The following is a 19,778-nucleotide window of genomic DNA, read 5'->3' on the forward strand; positions in this document are numbered from 1 at the left end:
TGCCTTTACTTACTCAGTATTCATGCCAACTTATTATTGTTTATTTTTCAATGACTTAAATATTAAGTAGTCAATATGACTTCCTACGCAATATAGTCACAAGGACTACAAGGAGTCATTATGACTGCGCAATCGCTGCTCACCACCCTGCTGCCCCTCGTCGCCGACCTGTCCCGCGAACTGCCCGAAAGCGAGCGCTATCGGCGCCTGCTGCAAGCCATGCGCGCCCTGCTGCCATGCGACGCCGCTGCGTTGTTGCGCCTGGACGGTGAATGGCTGGTGCCCCTGGCGGTGGATGGTTTGAGCCTCGACACCCTCGGTAGGCGCTTCAAGGTCAGCGAACACCCGCGCTTCGCCGTGCTGCTGAGCAGCCCCGGGCCTACCCGTTTTGACAGCGACAGCGAACTGCCCGACCCCTACGACGGTTTGGTCGATGGCCTGCATGGGCACCTGCAAGTGCACGACTGCATGGGCTGCCCGCTGTTTATCGACGACAAACCCTGGGGCCTGCTGACCCTCGACGCGCTGGACACCGAGCGTTTCGAGCGCGTCGAACTGGATGCCCTGCAAGCCTTCGCCAGCCTGGCGGCGGCCACGGTCACCGTGGCCGAACGTATCGAGCGCCTGGCATTGCGCGCCGAAGATGAGCATCAGCGTGCCGAGATCTACCGCCAGGCCAGCGGCCAGCAGCACAAGGAAATGATCGGCCAGAGCAAGGCGCACAAGCGTCTGGTCGAGGAAATCACACTGGTCGGTGGCAGTGACCTGACCGTGCTGATCACCGGCGAGACCGGCGTGGGCAAGGAGCTGGTGGCCCAAGCCATTCACGCAGCATCGCCCCGCGCGGATAAGCCGATGATCAGCCTCAACTGCGCCGCCCTGCCGGAAACCCTGGTGGAGAGCGAACTGTTTGGGCATGTGCGCGGCGCCTTTACCGGCGCGCTGAATGAGCGTCGCGGCAAGTTCGAGCTGGCCAACGGCGGTACCTTGTTTCTGGATGAAGTCGGCGAATTGTCGCTGACCGTGCAGGCCAAGCTGCTGCGCGTGCTGCAAAGTGGCCAGTTGCAGCGCCTCGGTTCGGACAAGGAACATCAGGTGGATGTGCGCCTGATCGCCGCGACCAACCGCGACCTGGCCGAAGAAGTGCGCAATGGCCGCTACCGTGCCGACTTCTATCACCGCCTGAGCGTGTACCCGCTGCAAGTGCCGGCGTTGCGCGAACGCGGTCGCGATGTACTGCTGCTGGCGGGGTTCTTCCTGGAGCAGAACCGCTCGCGCATGGGCTTGGGCAGCCTGCGCCTGAGCAGCGATGCCCAGGCGGCATTGCTGGCCTATAACTGGCCGGGCAACGTGCGGGAGTTGGAACATTTGATCGGACGCAGCGCACTCAAGGCCCTGGGTAACTGCCGCGAGCGTCCGAAAATTTTGAGCTTGAATGCGCAAGACCTGGACCTGCCCGACGTCAGCGCGCCGCCGGAGATCGAAGCCCAGGCCGAGGCAGTCCCGGTTGTCACCGGCGACCTGCGCCAGGCCACCGAGCATTACCAACGCCAAATCATCAGCGCCTGCCTGGAACGCCACCAGCACAACTGGGCCAGCGCCGCCCGCGAACTCGGCCTGGACCGCGCCAACCTGGGCCGCATGGCCAAGCGTCTGGGCCTCAAATAAACCAACGGGGTTGCCAAGCGGCGGTAGACACCTCGGTCCATGTGGGAGCAAGCCCCCTCCCACATTAGATTGCCTTCGCCTTGTAGACAGGGGTCACAGGCTTGGGCTTACGAAACACCAGCACATTCCCCAACATCACCAGCACCAACCCCATCAGCGCCGGGGCCGTCCACTGATACCCCTCGGCAAACGCCGACACATTCAGCGCCACCACCGGGAACAACACCGTGCAGTACGCCGCGCGCTCCGGCCCCATGCGGCCAACCAGCGTGAGGTAGGCGGTAAAACCAATCACCGACCCCGGAATCACCAAGTACCACAATGCGCCGACATAACGCGCACTCCAATCCATCTCGAACGGAATCCCGCGCACCGCGCAGTAGGTTGCGAGCATCGCCGAGCCATACGCCATGCCCCAGGCATTGGTGGTCAGCGGCTTGAGCCCGGCCTTCTGTTGCAGGCTGGAGAGCATATTGCCCGCCGAAAAACACATCGTGCCCAACAAGGCCAAGCCCAGGCCGAGCAAGGTCTGTGGGCTGGCGGTGTGCCCCGCCAATTCCGGCCAGAACAAGAAACCCAGGCCCATCAACCCGAGCGCGCCGCCCATCAACACGTTCCGCGCAACCCGCTGGCCAAAAAACACCCGGGCATTGAGGGCGTTCCACAGCGTGGCCGTGGAGAACACCACCGCGACCAGGCCACTCGGAATCCACTGGCTGGCGGTGAGAAAGCACATGAAGTTGACGCAGAACAGGCACAGCCCTTGCGCCAGGCAGATCAGGTGCCCGCGACGGTTCATCACCTGCAACTTGCGACTCAGCAGCAACAGTACAAACAGCACCAGCGCCGCCAGGCCAAACCGGTAGACGATCGACACCGGAATCGCCACGACGCCCAGCTGCCACTTGAGTGCAATCCACGTGGTGCCCCAGATCAGCACGGTGAGTAAATACAGGAAAAGGTTCATAGCGGGCTCCGTCGATTGAGCCACAGTGTCACCCGCCAACCCGGGAGCGCTCTTGCACATTCTTGCGCTTTTGTCGGGCAGTGGGCTCACAGCGCCAGCGGCGCGGAGTAGGATGCAAGGCGTCGGAGAGCACACGCCATGCCTGATCTGGAATCCCTGCAAGTCTTTCAAGCCCTCAACCGCTCGCCCAACGCTCGCCTGGAAGCCTGCGCCGAGCTCGGTGACGGCTTGTCTGCGGCCTTGTGGAGCAACCATCACGACTCGCAGGATTACCAGGCGCCCAGCCATCACACCTTGTCCTGCTACATCGGCGGCGGCACCGGCACCTTTCGCCGCGACCAGCCGGGCACCAAGGGCGGCCCCGACAAGCTGTGTATCCTGCCGGCCGAACACCAGTCAGCCTGGGTGATTAACGGCGAGATCCGCCTGGCCCACGTGTATTTCAGCCCGGAACAATTCGCCCTCGGCTGCGTCACCCTGCTCGACCGCGAACCACGCGAACTGCAACTGCGCGAAAGCACGTTTCTCGAAGACGCAAGCCAGGCCCGGCGCTTTCACCAATTGATCGCCCTCAACTGGCACGAGCCCGCCGAGCGCCTGCTGACCAGCAGCCTGGCCCATGAAATGCTCAGCCACACCTTGCTCAGCCAGGTAGGCGCGCGCGACGGCCTGCGCCTCAAAGGCGGGTTGGCCGCGCATCAGCGGCGGCTGTTGGTGGACTACATCGACCACCACCTGGAGGACCCGATCAGCCTGGGGCAACTGGCCGGCCTGTGCGCGCTGTCGGAATACCATTTCGCGCGGATGTTCCGCCAAAGCTTCGGCTTGCCGCCCCATCAATACCTGCTGGCGCGACGACTGGTTCGTGCACAAACCCTATTGCGCGGTGGCGCCCTGCCCCTCGGTGACATTGCCTGGATGTGCGGTTTCTCCAGCGCCAGCCACTTCACCCATCGTTTTCGCCAAGCCATGGGCGCGACGCCCGGTGAATACCGCCAGGCCTTCTGCACCGCCTGAACCTTCAGCCCCGCATCAAGCCCAACGTCTTGGCTTTGGCCACCGCCTGGGTACGCCGCTCCACGCCGAGTTTGCTGTGAATACGCCGCGCATGGGTCTTGACGGTGTGCAGCGAAATAAACAGCCGATCGGCGATTTCCAGGTTGGAGTTGCCAAGGGCGATCAAATGCAGCACTTCCAGCTCGCGTTGGCTCAGGGGGTTTTCCGCCACGCCGCCGGGCGACGCCGGTGTCTCCAACCCCAGCTCACTCAATAACCCGGGCGCGCGCAAGCGCAGCTCGCGAATGGCTTGCTGTACCTGGCAACGCGCCGCCAGTTCCAAGCCGGTTTGCAGGGCGTGACGGGCCAGGGCCGTATCGCCCAGGCGCCAGGCCACTTCGCCCAGCACGAGGTGCAATTCGGTTTCCAGGCACAGCATGCCGCGTTGCCGGGCGGTGTCGAGCAAGGCATTGAGCCGCACCATGGGTTGGTCGGCGCAGCCCAGCCGAACCTCGGCCAGCACCAGCAAATACTCCAGGCGTGGAATCAATTCCAGCGTGGCCGGCGGTGCCTGTCGGGCCTGCGGCCCACGGAAGTGGCGCAACACCCGGCGCACCGCCTCCACGGTCAAGTCGGCGCGGCCCTGCTGCAACCAGAAGTGCCCACTGACCAGCAGCAACACCGCGCGATACACCGAGTCCGGCACCTGGCGTTGCTGCATCAAGCGCTCGGCTTCGCGCAGTTGAATAAAGGCCTGGGCGTAATCGCCATGGTTGGCCGCCAGCAGTGCCAGGCCGAGAAACCCGTACAGCACGCGTTTGTCCTGGCTGTGCAGACACATCGTCAGCCCGGCCTCGAAACACTCGCCGGCGAGTGCGTCCTGCCCTTGGCGCAGCGCCAAATGCCCGCGCCGCAGGGCGATGCGCCCCACCAATGGCCCGGCCTTGAGCCGCTGCTGCATCAGCATCGCCTGCACATTTTCGAGCAGGCTTTGCGCCCGATACGGGGCGCCGCGTTGTTCCAATAATTGCGCGTGATCCAGCTCCAGCAACGCCTCCAGTACCAACGAGCCGTGGGCCCGCGCCAGGCACAGGGCTTCGCGGTTCAACGTTTGGCCGACGTCCAATTCACCGCGCAGCAAGGCTTGCTGGGTCAGGCCCGAGAGGCACATCACCCGCGACGTCCAGGCGTTATCGGGCAAGGCTTGCAAGGCCTCCAGAAAATGCTCGCGGGAACGCTCGGCATCGCCGCCCAGATGCAACAGCCAACCCCATTGCGCCTGCCAGCGGGCCAACAAATGGCGCTGTTGCGCTGCGCTGGGTTGCGGGGCAAATCGGGCAAGCTGGTCGATGCACACGCCCGCCTGGTCAAAACGCCCGGCAAACAGCAGCGCCGCCGTCAACAGCCCCACCAGTTGCGCGGAACCGAGCATCAAGTCATCGCCATGCTGCTCATGCAGGCGCAACAGCAGCAGCGCGTTCTGCTGGCGGAACAGGTCTTCAAAACTGAAGTGCTGTAACAGGCTCACCGCCACTTCGTACTCTTCGGCCAGCAAGGCCTGTTCAAACGCGGCTTGCCAGTCGCGCTCACCGATAAACCACTGGCAGGCACGCCGATGCCAGGAGCGCTTGGCCGGCCAGGGCTCATCGCATAGCAATCGCGCCAGCGGCGGGAACACTTGAAGCCAATCGGTGGTGCCTTCCCATGGCTGGATAAATGCACCCAGTGCCTGCAACTCCCGCAGGTACTGATCGCCGTCGCCAGAGCCGAACAGGTGCTCACACAAGCTCGGGTTGAAACGCGGCAGATGCGCCAGCACACGCCAGGCATCCGCCAGTTCGACCGGCAAGGTACTGAATAGCTCGTGCTGCAGGTAGTCGAGCAGGGTCTTGTCCGGATGACCGTCGCCCAGCAGGGCGATACGCACACCCGCACACCAACCGGCGCTGAACTGCATCACGCTGTCGACAGTCAGCCCGGGGCCAAGCAATTGCTGGACCTGCGCGGGGCTGAATGCCAACTCACTGCATTCCAACAACTCATCGTCGAGCAACAGCCGTGGCCAGTTGCACACCGGCCGGCGTCGCGCGCCCAGCCACCAGGTCAGTGCGGGGTTGGCGACGTTGAGTAAACGATCGAGCAACGCGTCCAGCCCAGGCGCGGGCAGACGGCAGAAGTCATCCAGAAATATCCAAGCCGCGTGCTGCCAGCGGCTGAGGTCGAGCAACAAGCTGGCTTCATCGACAAAGGGCAGCCCCAGGTTGTGCGCCAGACGCTCACAAAATTCGTAGGGGCTGAGGACCGCGCCATTGAGCGGCAGCCAATAGACCTGGCAGCCTTTCGGCGCCTGCAACGCACACTCTGCGAGCAACGCACTCTTGCCACTGCCGCCCGGCGCGCAGAGCAACTTGACCCTGACGGGCGCTGCGAGCAAAGGCTCGGTCAGGCGCGGGCGCAACAGATGGTGAGCGGACAGCCGTGGCATGAATCCAGGACGGTCCAGGCAGCGTGTCATGGCGGTCATTGCTGCATCCTGCTTTTTATTGTTATGCAACCTGACGCCTACCCTAGTCCTGTGGTCGGCGGTTGTTGAAGAAGTATTCAGCGGGGTGATTGGCAGGCATAAAAGAGCCGGGATTCCACTTCACCCTAAAGTGGAAGACGGTCACTGTGGGAGCTGGCTTGCCTGCGATGGCGATGTAGCAGTGACAGGTGGGCCGGCTGACCCACCGCTATCGCAGGCAAGCCAGCTCCCACAGGTTGATTGCATTTCAAATGGAAGATCAGCGAACGCCCGTAGACCTCAACGCCGCCGGCGTGTAATCCGCCGCCTTGGCCGCAAAGCCGAACACGAAGCTGCTCTTCTCCTCATTTTTCATCCCCAGCGCGATGTAGCGACCGGCGATGATGTCGTACAGGGTTTCCACGGTGTAGGCCGGCACCTGGTGGTCGTAATAGAACTGCGCATGGCCTTCGGCAACACGCCACAGCTGGCCACGGCCGTCGTAGTGGTCCACCAGCGCGACTTGCCAGCTGTCCTCGTCAATGTACATGTGGCGCTTGGCGTAGATATGCCGCTCGCTCGGCTTGACGGTGCCGACCACTTCCCACACCCGGTGCAGCTCGTAACGGGTGAGGTCCTGGTTGATATGCCCGGCCTTGATGATGTCGTCGTACTTGAGGGTCGGCGAGTCCAGCTTGTAGCTGTTGTAAGGGATGTACATCTCTTTTTTGCCGACCAGTTTCCAGTCATAGCGGTCGGGAGCGCCGGAGAACATGTCGAAGTTATCGGTGGTGCGCAGGCCGTCGGAGGCAGTGCCCGGGCCGTCATACGACACTTGCGGCGCTCGGCGCACACGGCGCTGGCCGGCGTTGTAGATCCAGGCCAGGCGCGGTTCTTTCACCTGGTCGAGGGTCTCGTGCACCAGCAGCACGTTGCCCGCCAACCGCGCCGGGGCGGTGACCGATTGTTTGAAAAAGCTCAACACGTTGGCCGCCTTGGCCGGGTCGATATCCGGGATAGCCTGCGGCACCGCCACTTCCTCCTCGAAGCGGATCGGCGTGTAGCTGCCGTTCGTCTGCGGGGTGGCCTGGGTGATGATGCGTTTCAGGTTGCCGCCGTGGTAACGGGTGATGTGGTTCCACAGCACTTCCACGCCATTCTTCGGAATCGGGAACGCGTAGTAGCGGTTGCCGGTGAAATTCTCCAGGCCGTTGCCGTCGTTGATCGCGTGCACATTCAGGGCGCTGCGCTTGATCGACTCATAGATGTCCGGCGGCAGATTGACCGTGCGGTGCGTCGGGTACACCGGGATCTTGTAGGTCTCGGGGTAGCGCTTGAACATCGCCACCTGGCCGTCGGAGAGTTTGGCCTTGTACTTGTCCACCGTGGCGGCGGTAATCACGAACAGCGGTTTTTCATTGGCAAATGGGTCGGCGAGAAAGCCCTTGCTGTCCACTGCGCCGGCGTTTTTCGGGATGCCGCCCGTCCAGGCCGGGATTGAGCCGTCGGCGTTGCCGGCTTTTTCGGCGCCGACCGGCGTCAGGCTGGTGCCGAGCTTGGCGGCCTCTTCGGGCGACACGGCGGCCAAGACTTGGGCAGCCAGCATACTCAGGGCCATCACTGCAAATAGCTTACGCATAGGTTCTTGTCCTTCCTTAAACCAAGTCAGAAGTTCACGCCGAAGCTGAGGGCGATAAAGTCGCGATCGGTGAGGGTGTTGTAGTCGCCGCCAAAAAAGTCGGTGTAGCTGAGGCTGGCGGTGTAGGTGTTGCGGTAGTCCGCATCCACGCCGACGCTGATCGCCTTGGCGCCTTCATTGAACAGGCCGTTGGGGCCATAGCCGCTGACGTCCTGGGACCAGGACAGGTTGGGCTTGAGGTTCACCCCGGCAAACACGTTGTTGTAGTCAAGGATTGCCCGGGCGCGATAACCCCAGGAGTTGGCCGTGACGAAACCATCGGTGTCGCCGCCGAAACCGTAGGCGCCGTACACCGAATCACGGCCGTAGCGCAGTTTGGTTTTGGATTCCAGCCCGCCGACGTGCACGAAGGCCGCCTCGCCCACCAGGGTCAGGCGTTCGGCGCCCAGTACCTGGTCGAAGAACTGGGTCATGGTGCTCTGGATCTGGGTGATTTCCTTGCGGCGGTAGCCTGAGTTATCCGAGCCGAACGAACTGCGGATCGGCGAGGCGGTTTGGCCGGCAATCGGGTTGACCAGCGCCAGGGTCAGGTCGGTGGTGTTGAGTTGCACCGGCGCATTCGGGCGATAGCTGATTTCGCCGGTCCAGGCCGTGCCGGTAGGCAAGGTGGTGGAGAAACTCGCGCCGTACAGGCGAATGTCTTCCGGGTAATCGAGGTAATACTGGCCACGGCCGAGCATGGTGCTCTGGGCCAGGCCCGAGCCGCTGCCGGGTGCGATGGCGTTGGCGGTCGCCGCGATACGCCCGATGGTGGCCAGGTTGGTGTTGGCGGTGATCGTGCCCACGGTGGGTGTGCGGCTGTGGTAATTCATGAAGTACAGGCCGTACTCGGTGTCATCGCCGAGCCAGCGCAACGCCGCGCCGAACTGGCCGCCATCGCGGGCTTCACGGTCCGATGCACGTTGCACGACCACACCTTCGCGCGTCACCTGGAAGCCCTGGCCGAACGCTGCGGCCACCGGTTGCAATGGCGCAATCGCCGGGCTACCGACGGTGTAGTTGCCGTTGCAGCCATGGGCCACCACGTCGTTACCGAAGAATGTGCCGCAGTTATCCACCACGGTGTTTTCCCAGTTCAGTTGGTAGAAACCTTCCACCGACAGCTGATTGGTGAGGCTCTGGGAGGCGAACAGCATGTTCACCGGAATCAGGCCTTCCTTGATCTCGGCACCCGGGCGGCGGAAAGCCGACACGTCGATCGGGTTGATGCTGTTGATCGAGTTACCGATAAACGTACTCTCGCCCCAGCTCACCACCTGCTTGCCGACACGCACGTTGCCCGGCAAGTCGCCGATGGAATAGTTGTGATAGACGAACGCATCGAGCAGCTCGTAACCGGAGGAGCGCGCGCCCTCGTCGCGATGGTTATTGCTGATTTGCTTGAATTCGCGATTTTCGTCCTGCAGTTCGAAGTCGTACCAGTATTTGCCGCGCACAAACACGCCGCTGTCGCCGTACTTGAGCTCCAGGTCGTGAATGCCCTTGAAGATCTTGGAGAAGGTTTCGCCCTTCTTGAAGTTCAGCCGCCCGTCATCCCCGGTGGACGCCTGCCCCGTTCCGCCGTTGGGAATCCCCACCAGTTTTTTGTCGGCATCGCGCATGCCCCAACTGGCGCCGACCGACAGCGAGGAATCGAATTGCCCTTCGATTTCGCCAATGTTGAACGACACAGCCTGTGCCTGGGCGCAGCAGCCCAGCGCAACCGCAGTGGCCAGCGCCTGTGGCGTGAAGATGGCGCGCATTGTTGTTTTTGTCATGCGTCTTCCCCGGTGAGTGACAGAAGGCCCCACCCTACTGCCGCTCGTCAGGAGCGATAAGCGCACCAAAGGGGTATTCGCACTGTCGCTCGAAAGGATTAGCAGGGGCTCTGGCCGGGGTTTGGGCGGGGCTATGGATCAGGTGGATGGCGGGTTATCAGGGGGATGGATCGCTCGCTTCAAGACTGTTGCAAATTAAGTAACAGTCCTTGTCATGAACCGCTATTACTCATTTTGTTACAACCGACTATTCTTACCGGGCTTTCAGGGCAAACCGCCCGCTCCCGACTTCGGGAGAAAAGTCGAATTTCAATAGATTGGTCAATGTATTCAATCTGTTACCTGTGTTCACTGACGTTGATTTATCGCTCCTTGATCCAACGTCTTACTTCGGCCGCTGCCTTTGCAGCGGCCTTTTTTATGTGCCAAAAAAACGGGGCGCCCTTAGCGCCCCGTAAGATTAAACAGTGTTCAAGCAACGATCAGAGGCTGAACTTCTGCAAGTTGGCCATCATCTGCGCCAACGCTTCGATCGTGTCCTTGGGGTGCACCGCGCCCTCGAAGTCACAAATCTGCGCCCAGTGCGCCGCCACATCGTCCGGCGAAAACCCGGCCTCCGGGTCGAACCCCACACCCAGGCTGCGTTCCCAACGGGTCTTGCCGATCCAGCCGCCGCCGACTTCGAACAGCCCGGAGGTTTCCTGGCACGCCTCGCTGCCCAAGTACACCACCAACGGGCTGACCAGTTCCGGCTTGAGGCGTTCGAACACTTGCGGCGGGATCAGGCCTTCGGTCATGCGCGTGCCGCCGGTGGGGGCAATAGCGTTGACCAGGATGTTGTTCTTGCGCCCTTCCAGCGCCAGGGTGCGGGTCAAGCCATACAGGCCAAGCTTGGCCATGCCGTAGTTGGACTGGCCGAAGTTGCCATAGATGCCCGAGGTGGACGCGGTGAAGATCACACGGCCATAACCTTGCTCGCGCATATGCGGCCAGGCAGCGCGGGTGACTTTGTAGGCACCTTCGACATGCACCCGGTAAACCAGGTCCCAGTCACTGTCGTCCATTTTTTGGAAAGTCTTGTCACGCAGGATGCCGGCGTTGTTCACCACGACGTCAACACGACCGAAGACGTCGAGCGCGTTCTGCACGATTTTGTCGCCGTCGGTAACGGAGTCATGGTTGGCCTCGGCAATGCCGCCAGCCTCGCGGATTTCATTCACCACCCGGTCGGCGGCCGAGGCACTGGCGCCTTCGCCCTGGGTTGAACCGCCGAGGTCGTTGACCAGCACTTTGGCCCCGTGCCTGGCAAACAGCAGCGCATGGGCCCGGCCCAACCCGCCGCCGGCACCGGTGACGATCACGACCTTATCCTGGAACTGCACTGACTCACTCATACCGAACTCCGCTGGCGACAATGGGAATGGGGTGAGTGTCAGGCACGCAGCCTCTGGTCACAATAAAGTCAGCCGAGGCTGAATGGTGCTCGATAAGGCAGCGGGATGATTACCCCACAACAGCAGGCCGCTCAGGAATAGGCAACACACGGCGCCGGCTGGCCCATTCGCTCGCGAAACTCGAGGTAATGCTTGAGCACCAGCACGGGCGCCTCGATCTGCGGATAGTGGCCGATATTGGCCAGCAACACCGTGTCGGCGTTGGGCACCAACTGATGATAACGCTCCACCATATGGGCACCGGAGATCGGATCGACTTCGCCGTCGATCACCCGCATTGGCACGCCGTCGCGCTGCATTGCCGTCACCCAGCGCTCACGCAGGCGGCGGCGCTGGGGAATATAAGCGATCAGTTTGTGCAGGATGCGCGGGCCGTCATTGCAGCTGATCAGGCTCCAGAAGTCATCCAGAGCACTTTCACTGGGCCGCGTATTCGGGCCGAAAATCTGACTGAAACTATCCGACAAGGCATTCCGCCCGAAGGCGCGGCCGATCATCCAGCCGATGGGGCTAAGCAACAGTTTCTGCACCAGGGCCGGGCGGTGGGTTTCCGGAAACAGCCCGCCGTTGAGGAACACACAGCTGGCCATCGCGAAGCGAGCTTCGTAATGGCGAGCCAGTAATTCCTGAGCGACGCTGTCGCCGTAGTCATGGGCCAACACATGCACCGGCTGCTCCACGCGCAGGTAGTCGAGCAGCGCCTGTTGCAGGTCGGCCTGCGCCAACAGGCAATACGCGTGATCCAGCGGTTTAGCCGAATCGCCAAACCCAAGCATGTCGCACGCAATCACCAGGTTACGCTGGGCCAGGGGCTGCCACAGGTAATGCCAGTCCCAACTGGCGGTGGGAAAACCATGAATCAACAGCAACGGCTCGCCCTGCCCGGCCACCCAGTAACGGACCGTGTGGCCACGAAACACGAACGTCTGGGCACGTTTGCGCCAGGCTCTGAGCGGGATTTCGGCGAGAGGCATCAGCTTTTATACCCGGGATCTTGCACGTCCAATTTACGCAACAGCGCCGGCCACGCCAGTGCACCGCCCATACCTTGGGCGCTCTTTGTGACAGCTGCCACCATCGCCTTGGCGCCCGCCAAAATCTGCGGCTCGATCGCAATCAATTCGGCGCCACCGTTTTGCGCCAATACCTGGATATCGCAGGCGCGCTGAAACGTGAACATCATCAGGAACGTGTCGGCGATGGTGCCACCGCACGTCAGCAGGCCGTGGTTGTGCAGCATCAGGAAGTTGTTGTCGCCCAGGTCCGCCTGCAAGCGCGCCTTTTCTTCGTGGTTCAGCGCCACACCTTCATAGGCGTGGTACGCCAGGCTGGACAACACAAAGGTGGCTTGCTGGCTGATCGGCAACACGCCCTGCTTCTGCGCCGACACCGCAACGCCGGCCGCCGTATGGGTGTGCAGGACACAGACCACGTCATGGCGGACTTCATGGATGGCGCTGTGGATGGTGTAGCCCGCAGGGTTGATCTCGTAGGGGCTGTCCATCAGCTTTTTGCCCGCCTGGTCGACCTTGACCAGACTCGAAGCGGTAATCTCGTGGAACATCAGCCCATAAGGGTTGATCAGGAAATCATCGGTGCCGGGCACTTTGGCGGAAATATGCGTAAAAATCAGATCGTCCCAGCCATGCATCGCCACCAGCCGATAGCAGGCCGCCAGGTCGACGCGGGTTTGCCATTCGGCAGCGCTGACCTGGTCTTTGACATTCTGTGACGATGGAACGGGGGCTAGGCTCACGGTAACAACCTCCTTGGTTCACGTTCTTATTGTTTTTTTGAATGAAGGGCCAGTCTAGTCAGACGCCGTGGCGCAAGTAGTTGCCTTCGCAGCCAGCTTGATGACTGAGCGAGTCAGTCATGAGAATAGTCCAACTCGCGTCAGAGAAGCGCCGCCAATAAAGGCACGGCGAACAGGTTGAGCAAACCCGTCAAGACCATCACCAGCCCCGCGACCGAACCTTCTTCGCCGCCCACTTCCTGCGCCCGGCTGACGCCCGCGCCGTGGGCGCCCACGCCAAACAACGCACCCCGCGCCAGGGGTGTGCGCAGCGGCAACCATTTGAGCAGCACACCACCGAGCATGGCGCCGAACACGCCGGTGAACATCACAAACACGGCAGTGAGTTCCGGTACGCCACCGAGGTCGGAGGATACCGGCATGGCAAACGGCGTAGTGATCGAGCGCGGCAACAAGGACAGGGTCACCGAGCTGTTTAACGCCAATGCCTTGGCCAGCCCGAACGAGGTGCCGATGGAGGCCGCGCTGCCCGCCACCATCCCCAGCAGCAACGCCGACCAGTGGCGCGCCAACAAGCGGCGCTGTTGCCAGATCGGCACGGCAAACGCCACGGTGACCGGCCCCAGCACCAGCATCAACCAGTGCGTGTCGGTGGCGTATTCGGCGTAGGCGGTTTTCATCGGCACGGCCACCGCCAGCAGCAGCGCCGGCACCAGGATCAACGGTGATAGCAAGTAGCGCCCGGTGCGGCGGTAGAGCCAGCGGCTGAAAATATAGGCGCCCAGGGTCAGGGCGAGCCAGAACACCGGCATCAGCTCAAGCTTCACGGCGCATGCTCCAGCGGCAGACCATTTCCACGGTGAAGGCAGTCACCAGCATCACCGACAAGGTACTGAAGCCAATCACCAGCAGGATGCGCCAGCCGTCATTGCGCACCAGGCCACCGTAGTCGAGCAGGCTCATCAGGGCCGGGATAAAGAACAACAGCATTTCTGCCATCAACACCCCGGCGCCCAGCTGCAGGGCGGCCGGCTTGACCAGCCCACTGGCGAATGTCGCCAGCAACAGCCCCAGGCCCACGACGCCACCCGGGATTGGCCAGGCGAACCAGACCGACAGTTGAGTGCCCAGCAGATAGATAGCCAGCAGTACGACCAGCTCCGTCAGCAGGCGGCCAAGATGTTTGAAGGTAAAACGTTTCATGAGCTTTGGGTCCTCGCAGGCCGCCATTTTAAAGAGGCCGCCCTCATCCCCACAGCGAATTGTTAGACTGCATGCTATTCCAAACTGGAATCCTGATAATGGAATTCAAACAGCTGCGCAGCTTCGTCGAAGTGATCCACCGAGGGGGGTTTACCCAAGCCGGGAAAACCCTGCATATCAGCCAATCCGCCGTCAGCAAGCAGGTCGCACAGTTGGAACAGAGCCTCGGTACGGCGCTGCTGGAACGCAACGGCTCACACATCCGCCTGACGGCTGCCGGCACGGTGGTATTGCAGCGCGCAGAGGCCATGCTGCGCCTGCAAAACGAATTGCTCAGTGAACTGGATGATATGCAGCAACTGACCCGTGGCGAGTTACGCCTGGGCCTGCCGCTATTGGCCGGCGATTCGTTGTTTGCGGGGCTGTTCGCCGAATACCGCAGGCGTTATCCGAAGGTCACCATCCAATTGCTGGAGGGTGGCAGTCGCACCATCGAGCAAGCGATTTTGAACGGCGAGCTGGATGTGGGCGGCAGCCTGATGCCCAGCGACCCGGCGTTTGCCTGGCAGGCCTTCTGCGATGAACCGCTGGATGCCTTGTTGCCGATGGATCATCCCCTGGCCGACAACGCCCAAGTGCGCCTGGAAGAATTGGCAGACACGCCGTTCCTGATGTACCAGCGCAGTTTTGTACTCAATGACCGGCTGATGCAGGCATGTCAGCAATTGGGCTTCACGCCCAAAGAAATCGGTCGCAGCGGCCAGGCGGACTTTCTGGCGGCCCTGGTCGCGGCCGGCCAGGGCGTGGTGTTGCTGCCCAGTGTGGTCGCCCGCGGGTTGGTGCGGCCAGGCGTGGTGCGCCTGACACTCAAGGCGCCCGACTACCTGCGCTGGGACATTGCCTTTATCTGGCGTGAGGGCGCTTATCTGTCCAAAGCCGCCCAAGCCTGGCTGGCGTTGCTGCGCGAATTCCCGGTCAACCGCGCAGTGCAGTGACCAACTCGGCCAGCCAAGGCTCGGCGTCGGCTTCCGGAGTGACACTTTCGCTGGCGTCCAGACGCAGCATCGGCAGCACTTCGCGCACGCCCAGCTCGCCAAACAGCTCGCGCATTTGCTCGCCGCCACCGCAGAACGTGTCGCCGTAACTCGCGTCGCCCAGGCCGATGACTGCACCGGGCAGGCCACGCCAGGCGGCGGGCAGTTGGTCGCGAATCATCGAATACAGCGGTTGCAGGTTATCGGGCAACTCACCCATGCCAGTGGTCGAGGTCACCGCCAGAAAGGCTTCAGGGGCAAAGGCCTGCACGTCGGCCAAGCTGGCGCGAGGGTTGTGCCAGGCGTCAAAACCGGCCTCTTTGAGGATGGCTTCAGCGTGGCGGGCAACTTCTTCAGCCGTGCCGTAGACCGAGCCGGAAAGGATGGCGACTTTCATCAATCTGATCCTGTAGTTGAGCGAAAGGGTGGGATATTAGCAGCTGACGCAAATATTTCAGTGCGCACGGTGCAACATTCAAAACTTGCCATAAACTCCAAGCTCTGAAAAACCAGCCATGGACTGCTCAATGATTAACGCCAAGCTGATGCAAATGGTGATTGCTGCTTCCAACGACGGCATCGTCGTCGCCGAACGAGAAGGCAAAGACAAACCACTGATCTACGTTAACCCGGCGTTCGAGCGCCTGACGGGGTATGCCCTGGACGAAATTCTTTATCAGGATTGCCGCTTCCTGCAGGCGGGTGATCGCGATCAGCCGGCGCTGATGGCCATCCGCGAAGCTCTCGACAGCGGTGGATCCTGCCGGGAAATCCTGCGCAACTACCGCAAGGACGGCACGCATTTCTGGAATGAGCTGTCGCTGTCGACGGTTTATAACGAGGCGGACAAGCAGACGTATTTCGTCGGCGTGCAAAAAGACGTCACGGCGCAGGTGAAAGCGCAACAACGCGTCGCGCAGCTGGAGGCGCAAGTGGCTCAGCTTAAAGCGCAGTTGGCAGCACTTGAAACGACGAGCGGAAATAACAAGTTGTAGTAAACGAGGCCTTTAGAGGGATAATGGCTTTTTAGTACCTCATCCTTGAGCTACATCCATGCACCGCGACGCTCTCTTGACGCAGGACGAACTGGATTTTATCCAGGACATGCAGCACAACCCGCAGCTCAATCTGCGGGACGCATGGTCGAGCCTGACCGTCAACGGCGGTGCACAGATTCGCGACTTGCTCACGCGGTTGGCCGCTCACGACCACGTCACCATCCAAGCGCAGTTCGACAACCAGCAACTCACCTTCCCTTTGCACCTGGTGGAGGATGAGTTTCATGCGGTTCACTTGCGCTTGGGGGTACCGAGCATTTTTGAAGACGGCCCGATGATCCGCCCGTGGCGCCTGGCGCTGGAAACACCGGTGGTGATGGAGACCGCCAAGGGCAACCCCGGCGCGCTGTGGGTGCATGAGGTGTCATTCAAAGGCGTGCTGGTGGAGGTTCGCGGCCGGGTCAAACCGCCGAAAACCTTTTCCCTGTGGTTCAGCCCGTCCGGTTACGAGCGTATTGCGCTGCGTGGCACGCTGGAGCGGGAGACCGCCCGAGGTTTATTCGCCTACCGCCTGAGCCAAAGCGATGCGGAGGAGATCGAACGCCTGCGCCAGTTCATCCTGCACCAGCACCGACTGGTCCACCCGCATGTACACGCCTGATATCAGGTATCCAGCCCGCCGCTGAGAAACTGCTGCAAGCGGCGCCGCATCAAGCTGCCTTCATTGCCCAGGCTGCCTACGGAGGAACCCGCAAAATCCTTCTCGGACAAGTCCGAAGCGACACCGGCGAGAAACAGCGGGCAATCCAGGGTCAACGCCAGGCGACTCAAGCGCCCAGCCAGATCCTGATTGTGTGAATGGTTGGAGAAAATAATCAGCGCCTGGGGATGCATTCTTTCACACACCAGCGTCAATTCTTCAAAGGGCTGGCCCATGCCAAGCACCTTCACCGACAGGTCATCGCGACTCATCAGCAACGCCGCCACCAGCAACTCCAATTTACGGCACTCGCCAGGCATGGCTGTCAGCAATACCCGGGGCGCAGGTGAGACACACGCGACCTGCAGGCGCAGAAAGGTCTGTATGCGCAGGAAGGAATCGTAAAAAAGCCACTCGCTGGCTTGGCCGAATCGGCCCTGATGGCGTAGCAGGTCATTCCACAGAGGCATGAGGATATCCTGGAACGCCACGCCAAGCGGGTAGGTCGCAAGAATCTGCCCGTACAGGCTCTCCAACTGACGATCGTCAAAGGCACTGACAGCCTGCACCAACCGCGCCCGCCACTGCGGCCATTCGCTTTCCTCGACGTCATCGCGCTCTGCGCGAACGGCGCTGGCCTGCTGATCATCGCGCGCAAGAATCTTGCCGACCTTGCTCACGGCCACGCCTCGCTCAATCCAATCGAGAATGCGATTGACGGTCTCAATATCAGCGTTGGAGTAGAGGCGATGCCCACTTTCGGTGCGCGTAGGCTGGATGAGGCCATAACGACGCTCCCATGCACGTAATGTGACGGGGTTCACACCTGTCAATCTTGAGACTTCACGAATCGGAAACAACGCTGCGGAATCAGCGCGGTTTTCAGAGGCAATTTCGTGAGTAGGCGCAGTAATTTCGGGCATCAGAGGTCGAAAACGTCCGCGTGAATTTGGAGCCCATTTAACGCCTTAATACTTGTCCTTTTCAAGGGCCTGGATCTTCGGACCAATGTCACTGGCGTAATTTTTCAAAACAGGAATAATCCTTGCCTGTTTTTCAGGTGGTGGCCTAACCCGGCCGCCATCTTTGCGCGTTACCTACCCGGTTCAGCGCACCTGATATTTGGAGATACACAATGTCTACCTCACCCGTCACCTTGATGGTTGCGCGCCGCGTGGCCAAAGGGCGCTATGAAGAACTGATGGCCTGGCTGCGCGAAGGCGAGCAATTGGCCACCGACTTCCCCGGTTACCTGGGCTCCGGCGTCCTTGCACCGCCGCCCAACGATGATGAGTTTCAGATTATCTTCCGCTTCGCCGACGAAAAAACCCTGCACGCCTGGGAGTTCTCCGCGTCGCGCGGCGCCTGGCTAAGCCGTGGCAGCGAGCTGTTTGCCGACCCGTCCGAGCATCGCGTCAGTGGTATTGATGGCTGGTTCGGCGCCGTGGGTGCGCGACCACCGCGCTGGAAACAGGCCGTGGCGATCTGGCTGGCATTTTTCCCGGTGTCGCTGCTGTTCAACTTCGGCCTGGAGCCGCTGCTCAGCGAGCTTGACCTGTTCAGCCGCGTTTTGGTCAGCACACTCGCGCTCACGCCCCTGATGGTTTACTTCTTTATTCCGCTGTCGACGCACCTGCTGGCGAGCTGGTTGCACCCCGCGCCGCCGCGTAAGGTCACCGAAGCTGCTGCGTGAGTACAGGGCTGGCCGGTCGCTGGTATAGTTTCAATCTGCCAGCGACTTGAGCCTCCCATGACTGCAACGAACGCCCCGATCCTGATTACCGGTGCCGGCCAGCGTGTCGGCCTGCATTGCGCCGAACGCCTGCTGGACGAGGGCCATTCGGTGATTTTCAGCTACCGCAGCGAACGCCCAGGCGTTGCGGCCTTGCGTGAGCGTGGTGCGCTCGGCGTGTTTGCCGATTTCTCCAGTGAAGCCGGGATCCTGGCCTTCATCGCCGCACTCAAAACCCATACCGACAGCCTGCGCGCGATCATCCACAACGCTTCGGCGTGGGTCGCAGAAACGCCCGGCGACGAAAGCCGCGCGTTTACCGACATGTTCAGCGTGCACATGCTTGCGCCGTACTTGATCAACCTGCATTGTTCACCTTTGCTGCAACGCTCTTCACCCGCCGATATCGTGCATATCAGCGATGACGTGGTGCGCAAGGGCAGCCGCCAACACATCGCCTATTGCGCCACCAAGGCAGGCCTGGACAGCCTCACGTTGTCATTTGCCGCGCAGTTCGCGCCAACGATCAAGGTCAACGGCATCGCCCCGGCGATGGTGATGTTCAACGAAGGCGATGACGCGACCTACCGCGCCAAGGTCCTGGCCAAATCGGCACTCGGCCTCGAGCCTGGGCCGGAGGTGATCTACCAGAGCGTGCGTTACCTGCTGGACAACCCCTATGTCACCGGTACCACCCTGACCGTCAACGGCGGGCGGCATATCAAGTAAGCCGTTTTTGAGGATGTTGTATGACCTTGTCCCTGCCCCAACACTACCGTGAAATCCTCGAAGGCCTGGGCGAAGACCCGGAACGCGAAGGCTTGCTCGACACCCCCAAGCGCGCTGCCAAGGCCATGCAGTACTTGTGTCATGGCTACGAGCAGAACCTGGACGAAATCGTCAACGGCGCGCTGTTCGCGTCCGACAATGACGAGATGGTGATCCTCAAGGATATCGAGCTGTATTCACTCTGCGAGCACCATCTGCTGCCCTTTATCGGCAAGGCCCATGTAGCCTATATTCCGACCGGCAAGGTGCTCGGCCTGTCGAAACTGGCGCGCATTGTCGACATGTACGCGCGGCGCCTGCAGATCCAGGAAAACCTCACGCGGCAAATCGCCGACGCCATCCAGCAGGTCACCCAGGCCGCCGGCGTGGCCGTGGTGATCGAAGCCAAGCACATGTGCATGATGATGCGCGGCGTGGAAAAACAGAATTCAACCATGAACACCTCGGTGATGCTCGGCGCTTTCCGCGAGTCGAACACCACGCGCATGGAGTTCCTGCAACTGATCGGACGGAGCAAGTAGC

19 protein-coding genes are annotated in these 19,778 nt (G+C 61.4%); 8 read left to right on the forward strand and 11 right to left on the reverse strand.

Translation table 11 applies throughout. From position 1 onward, the window contains the following. Window positions 1-120: 120 nt before the first annotated feature. Window positions 121-1,668 carry a nitric oxide reductase transcriptional regulator NorR gene (norR, locus tag ACDZ94_RS03050; protein ID WP_064454079.1) on the forward strand — a complete coding sequence of 516 codons (1,548 nt, stop codon included), beginning with the start codon at window positions 121-123 and terminating at the stop codon, window positions 1,666-1,668. Between the two features lie 64 nt (window positions 1,669-1,732). Here the strand turns inward: norR and ACDZ94_RS03055 are convergent, their stop codons facing one another. Next, on the reverse strand, window positions 1,733-2,635 hold the full coding sequence (locus ACDZ94_RS03055) for a DMT family transporter (RefSeq protein WP_221295623.1): 903 nt from the start codon (window positions 2,633-2,635) through the stop codon (window positions 1,733-1,735). Between the two features lie 138 nt (window positions 2,636-2,773). Here ACDZ94_RS03055 and ACDZ94_RS03060 point away from each other — a divergent pair, with 138 nt between their 5' ends. Beyond that, on the forward strand, window positions 2,774-3,652 hold the full coding sequence (locus tag ACDZ94_RS03060; RefSeq protein WP_221295624.1) for a helix-turn-helix domain-containing protein: 879 nt from the start codon (window positions 2,774-2,776) through the stop codon (window positions 3,650-3,652). A gap of 4 nt (window positions 3,653-3,656) precedes the next feature. Here the strand turns inward: ACDZ94_RS03060 and ACDZ94_RS03065 are convergent, their stop codons facing one another. From ACDZ94_RS03065 to ACDZ94_RS03100, 8 genes are all read right to left on the reverse strand, one after another. Continuing rightward, entirely contained in the window at window positions 3,657-6,155 is a 2,499-nt protein-coding gene (locus ACDZ94_RS03065; RefSeq protein WP_432751060.1) for a LuxR C-terminal-related transcriptional regulator, read from the reverse strand. A gap of 259 nt (window positions 6,156-6,414) precedes the next feature. Next, window positions 6,415-7,773 (reverse strand): DUF1329 domain-containing protein, encoded by a 1,359-nt coding sequence (locus tag ACDZ94_RS03070; protein WP_064454083.1) that lies wholly within the window; start codon window positions 7,771-7,773, stop codon window positions 6,415-6,417. A gap of 26 nt (window positions 7,774-7,799) precedes the next feature. After that, window positions 7,800-9,590, reverse strand: a complete 1,791-nt coding sequence (locus ACDZ94_RS03075; protein WP_064454084.1) for a DUF1302 domain-containing protein — start codon at window positions 9,588-9,590, stop codon at window positions 7,800-7,802. Between the two features lie 482 nt (window positions 9,591-10,072). Continuing rightward, window positions 10,073-10,984, reverse strand: a complete 912-nt coding sequence (locus tag ACDZ94_RS03080; RefSeq protein WP_064454085.1) for an SDR family oxidoreductase — start codon at window positions 10,982-10,984, stop codon at window positions 10,073-10,075. 131 nt (window positions 10,985-11,115) lie between these two features. Further along, on the reverse strand, window positions 11,116-12,018 hold the full coding sequence (locus tag ACDZ94_RS03085; protein WP_064454086.1) for an alpha/beta fold hydrolase: 903 nt from the start codon (window positions 12,016-12,018) through the stop codon (window positions 11,116-11,118). After that, window positions 12,018-12,800, reverse strand: a complete 783-nt coding sequence (locus ACDZ94_RS03090) for a class II aldolase/adducin family protein (protein ID WP_221295625.1) — start codon at window positions 12,798-12,800, stop codon at window positions 12,018-12,020. Before ACDZ94_RS03090 ends, ACDZ94_RS03085 begins: the two co-directional genes overlap by 1 nt. A gap of 140 nt (window positions 12,801-12,940) precedes the next feature. Continuing rightward, the gene (locus tag ACDZ94_RS03095) at window positions 12,941-13,627 is read right to left on the reverse strand and encodes an LrgB family protein (RefSeq protein WP_064454088.1); all 687 of its coding nucleotides are present in this window, start codon (window positions 13,625-13,627) and stop codon (window positions 12,941-12,943) included. Next, a complete protein-coding gene (locus tag ACDZ94_RS03100; RefSeq protein ID WP_064454089.1) occupies window positions 13,617-14,003 on the reverse strand; it encodes a CidA/LrgA family protein in 387 nt (128 codons plus the stop codon). The genes ACDZ94_RS03095 and ACDZ94_RS03100 overlap by 11 nt, the downstream gene beginning before the upstream one ends. A gap of 98 nt (window positions 14,004-14,101) precedes the next feature. On the opposite strand from ACDZ94_RS03100, the gene ACDZ94_RS03105 reads away from it, so the two are divergent. Next, on the forward strand, window positions 14,102-14,998 hold the full coding sequence (locus ACDZ94_RS03105) for a LysR family transcriptional regulator (protein WP_432751061.1): 897 nt from the start codon (window positions 14,102-14,104) through the stop codon (window positions 14,996-14,998). Here ACDZ94_RS03105 and ACDZ94_RS03110 read toward each other — a convergent pair. After that, a complete protein-coding gene (locus ACDZ94_RS03110) occupies window positions 14,979-15,434 on the reverse strand; it encodes a flavodoxin (RefSeq protein WP_064454091.1) in 456 nt (151 codons plus the stop codon). The two genes, ACDZ94_RS03105 and ACDZ94_RS03110, sit on opposite strands and share 20 nt — an antisense overlap. A gap of 130 nt (window positions 15,435-15,564) precedes the next feature. On the opposite strand from ACDZ94_RS03110, the gene ACDZ94_RS03115 reads away from it, so the two are divergent. Next, on the forward strand, window positions 15,565-16,032 hold the full coding sequence (locus ACDZ94_RS03115; protein WP_064454092.1) for a PAS domain-containing protein: 468 nt from the start codon (window positions 15,565-15,567) through the stop codon (window positions 16,030-16,032). Between the two features lie 58 nt (window positions 16,033-16,090). Next, window positions 16,091-16,696, forward strand: coding sequence for a hypothetical protein (locus ACDZ94_RS03120; RefSeq protein WP_262666251.1), 606 nt, complete (start codon window positions 16,091-16,093; stop codon window positions 16,694-16,696). Window positions 16,697-16,698: 2 nt separating this feature from the next. Here ACDZ94_RS03120 and ACDZ94_RS03125 read toward each other — a convergent pair whose 3' ends face one another. After that, a complete protein-coding gene (locus ACDZ94_RS03125; RefSeq protein ID WP_432751062.1) occupies window positions 16,699-17,658 on the reverse strand; it encodes a MerR family transcriptional regulator in 960 nt (319 codons plus the stop codon). A 212-nt stretch (window positions 17,659-17,870) separates the two neighbouring features. On the opposite strand from ACDZ94_RS03125, the gene ACDZ94_RS03130 reads away from it, so the two are divergent. Genes ACDZ94_RS03130 through folE form a run of 3 tightly spaced genes read left to right on the forward strand, consistent with a single transcriptional unit; the run spans window position 17,871 to window position 19,777 of the window. After that, the gene (locus tag ACDZ94_RS03130) at window positions 17,871-18,428 is read left to right on the forward strand and encodes an antibiotic biosynthesis monooxygenase (protein ID WP_128590117.1); all 558 of its coding nucleotides are present in this window, start codon (window positions 17,871-17,873) and stop codon (window positions 18,426-18,428) included. Window positions 18,429-18,485: 57 nt separating this feature from the next. Then, window positions 18,486-19,196, forward strand: coding sequence for a dihydromonapterin reductase (gene folM / locus ACDZ94_RS03135; RefSeq protein WP_064454096.1), 711 nt, complete (start codon window positions 18,486-18,488; stop codon window positions 19,194-19,196). A 20-nt stretch (window positions 19,197-19,216) separates the two neighbouring features. Further along, window positions 19,217-19,777: a GTP cyclohydrolase I FolE gene (folE, locus tag ACDZ94_RS03140; RefSeq protein ID WP_262666254.1), complete on the forward strand. Its 561-nt coding sequence runs from the start codon at window positions 19,217-19,219 to the stop codon at window positions 19,775-19,777. Window position 19,778: the final 1 nt, after the last annotated feature.

Origin of the sequence: Pseudomonas sp. UBT (genome assembly GCF_050915955.1) — a bacterium.
Taxonomy (GTDB): Bacteria; Pseudomonadota; Gammaproteobacteria; order Pseudomonadales; family Pseudomonadaceae; genus Aquipseudomonas; species Aquipseudomonas antarctica_A.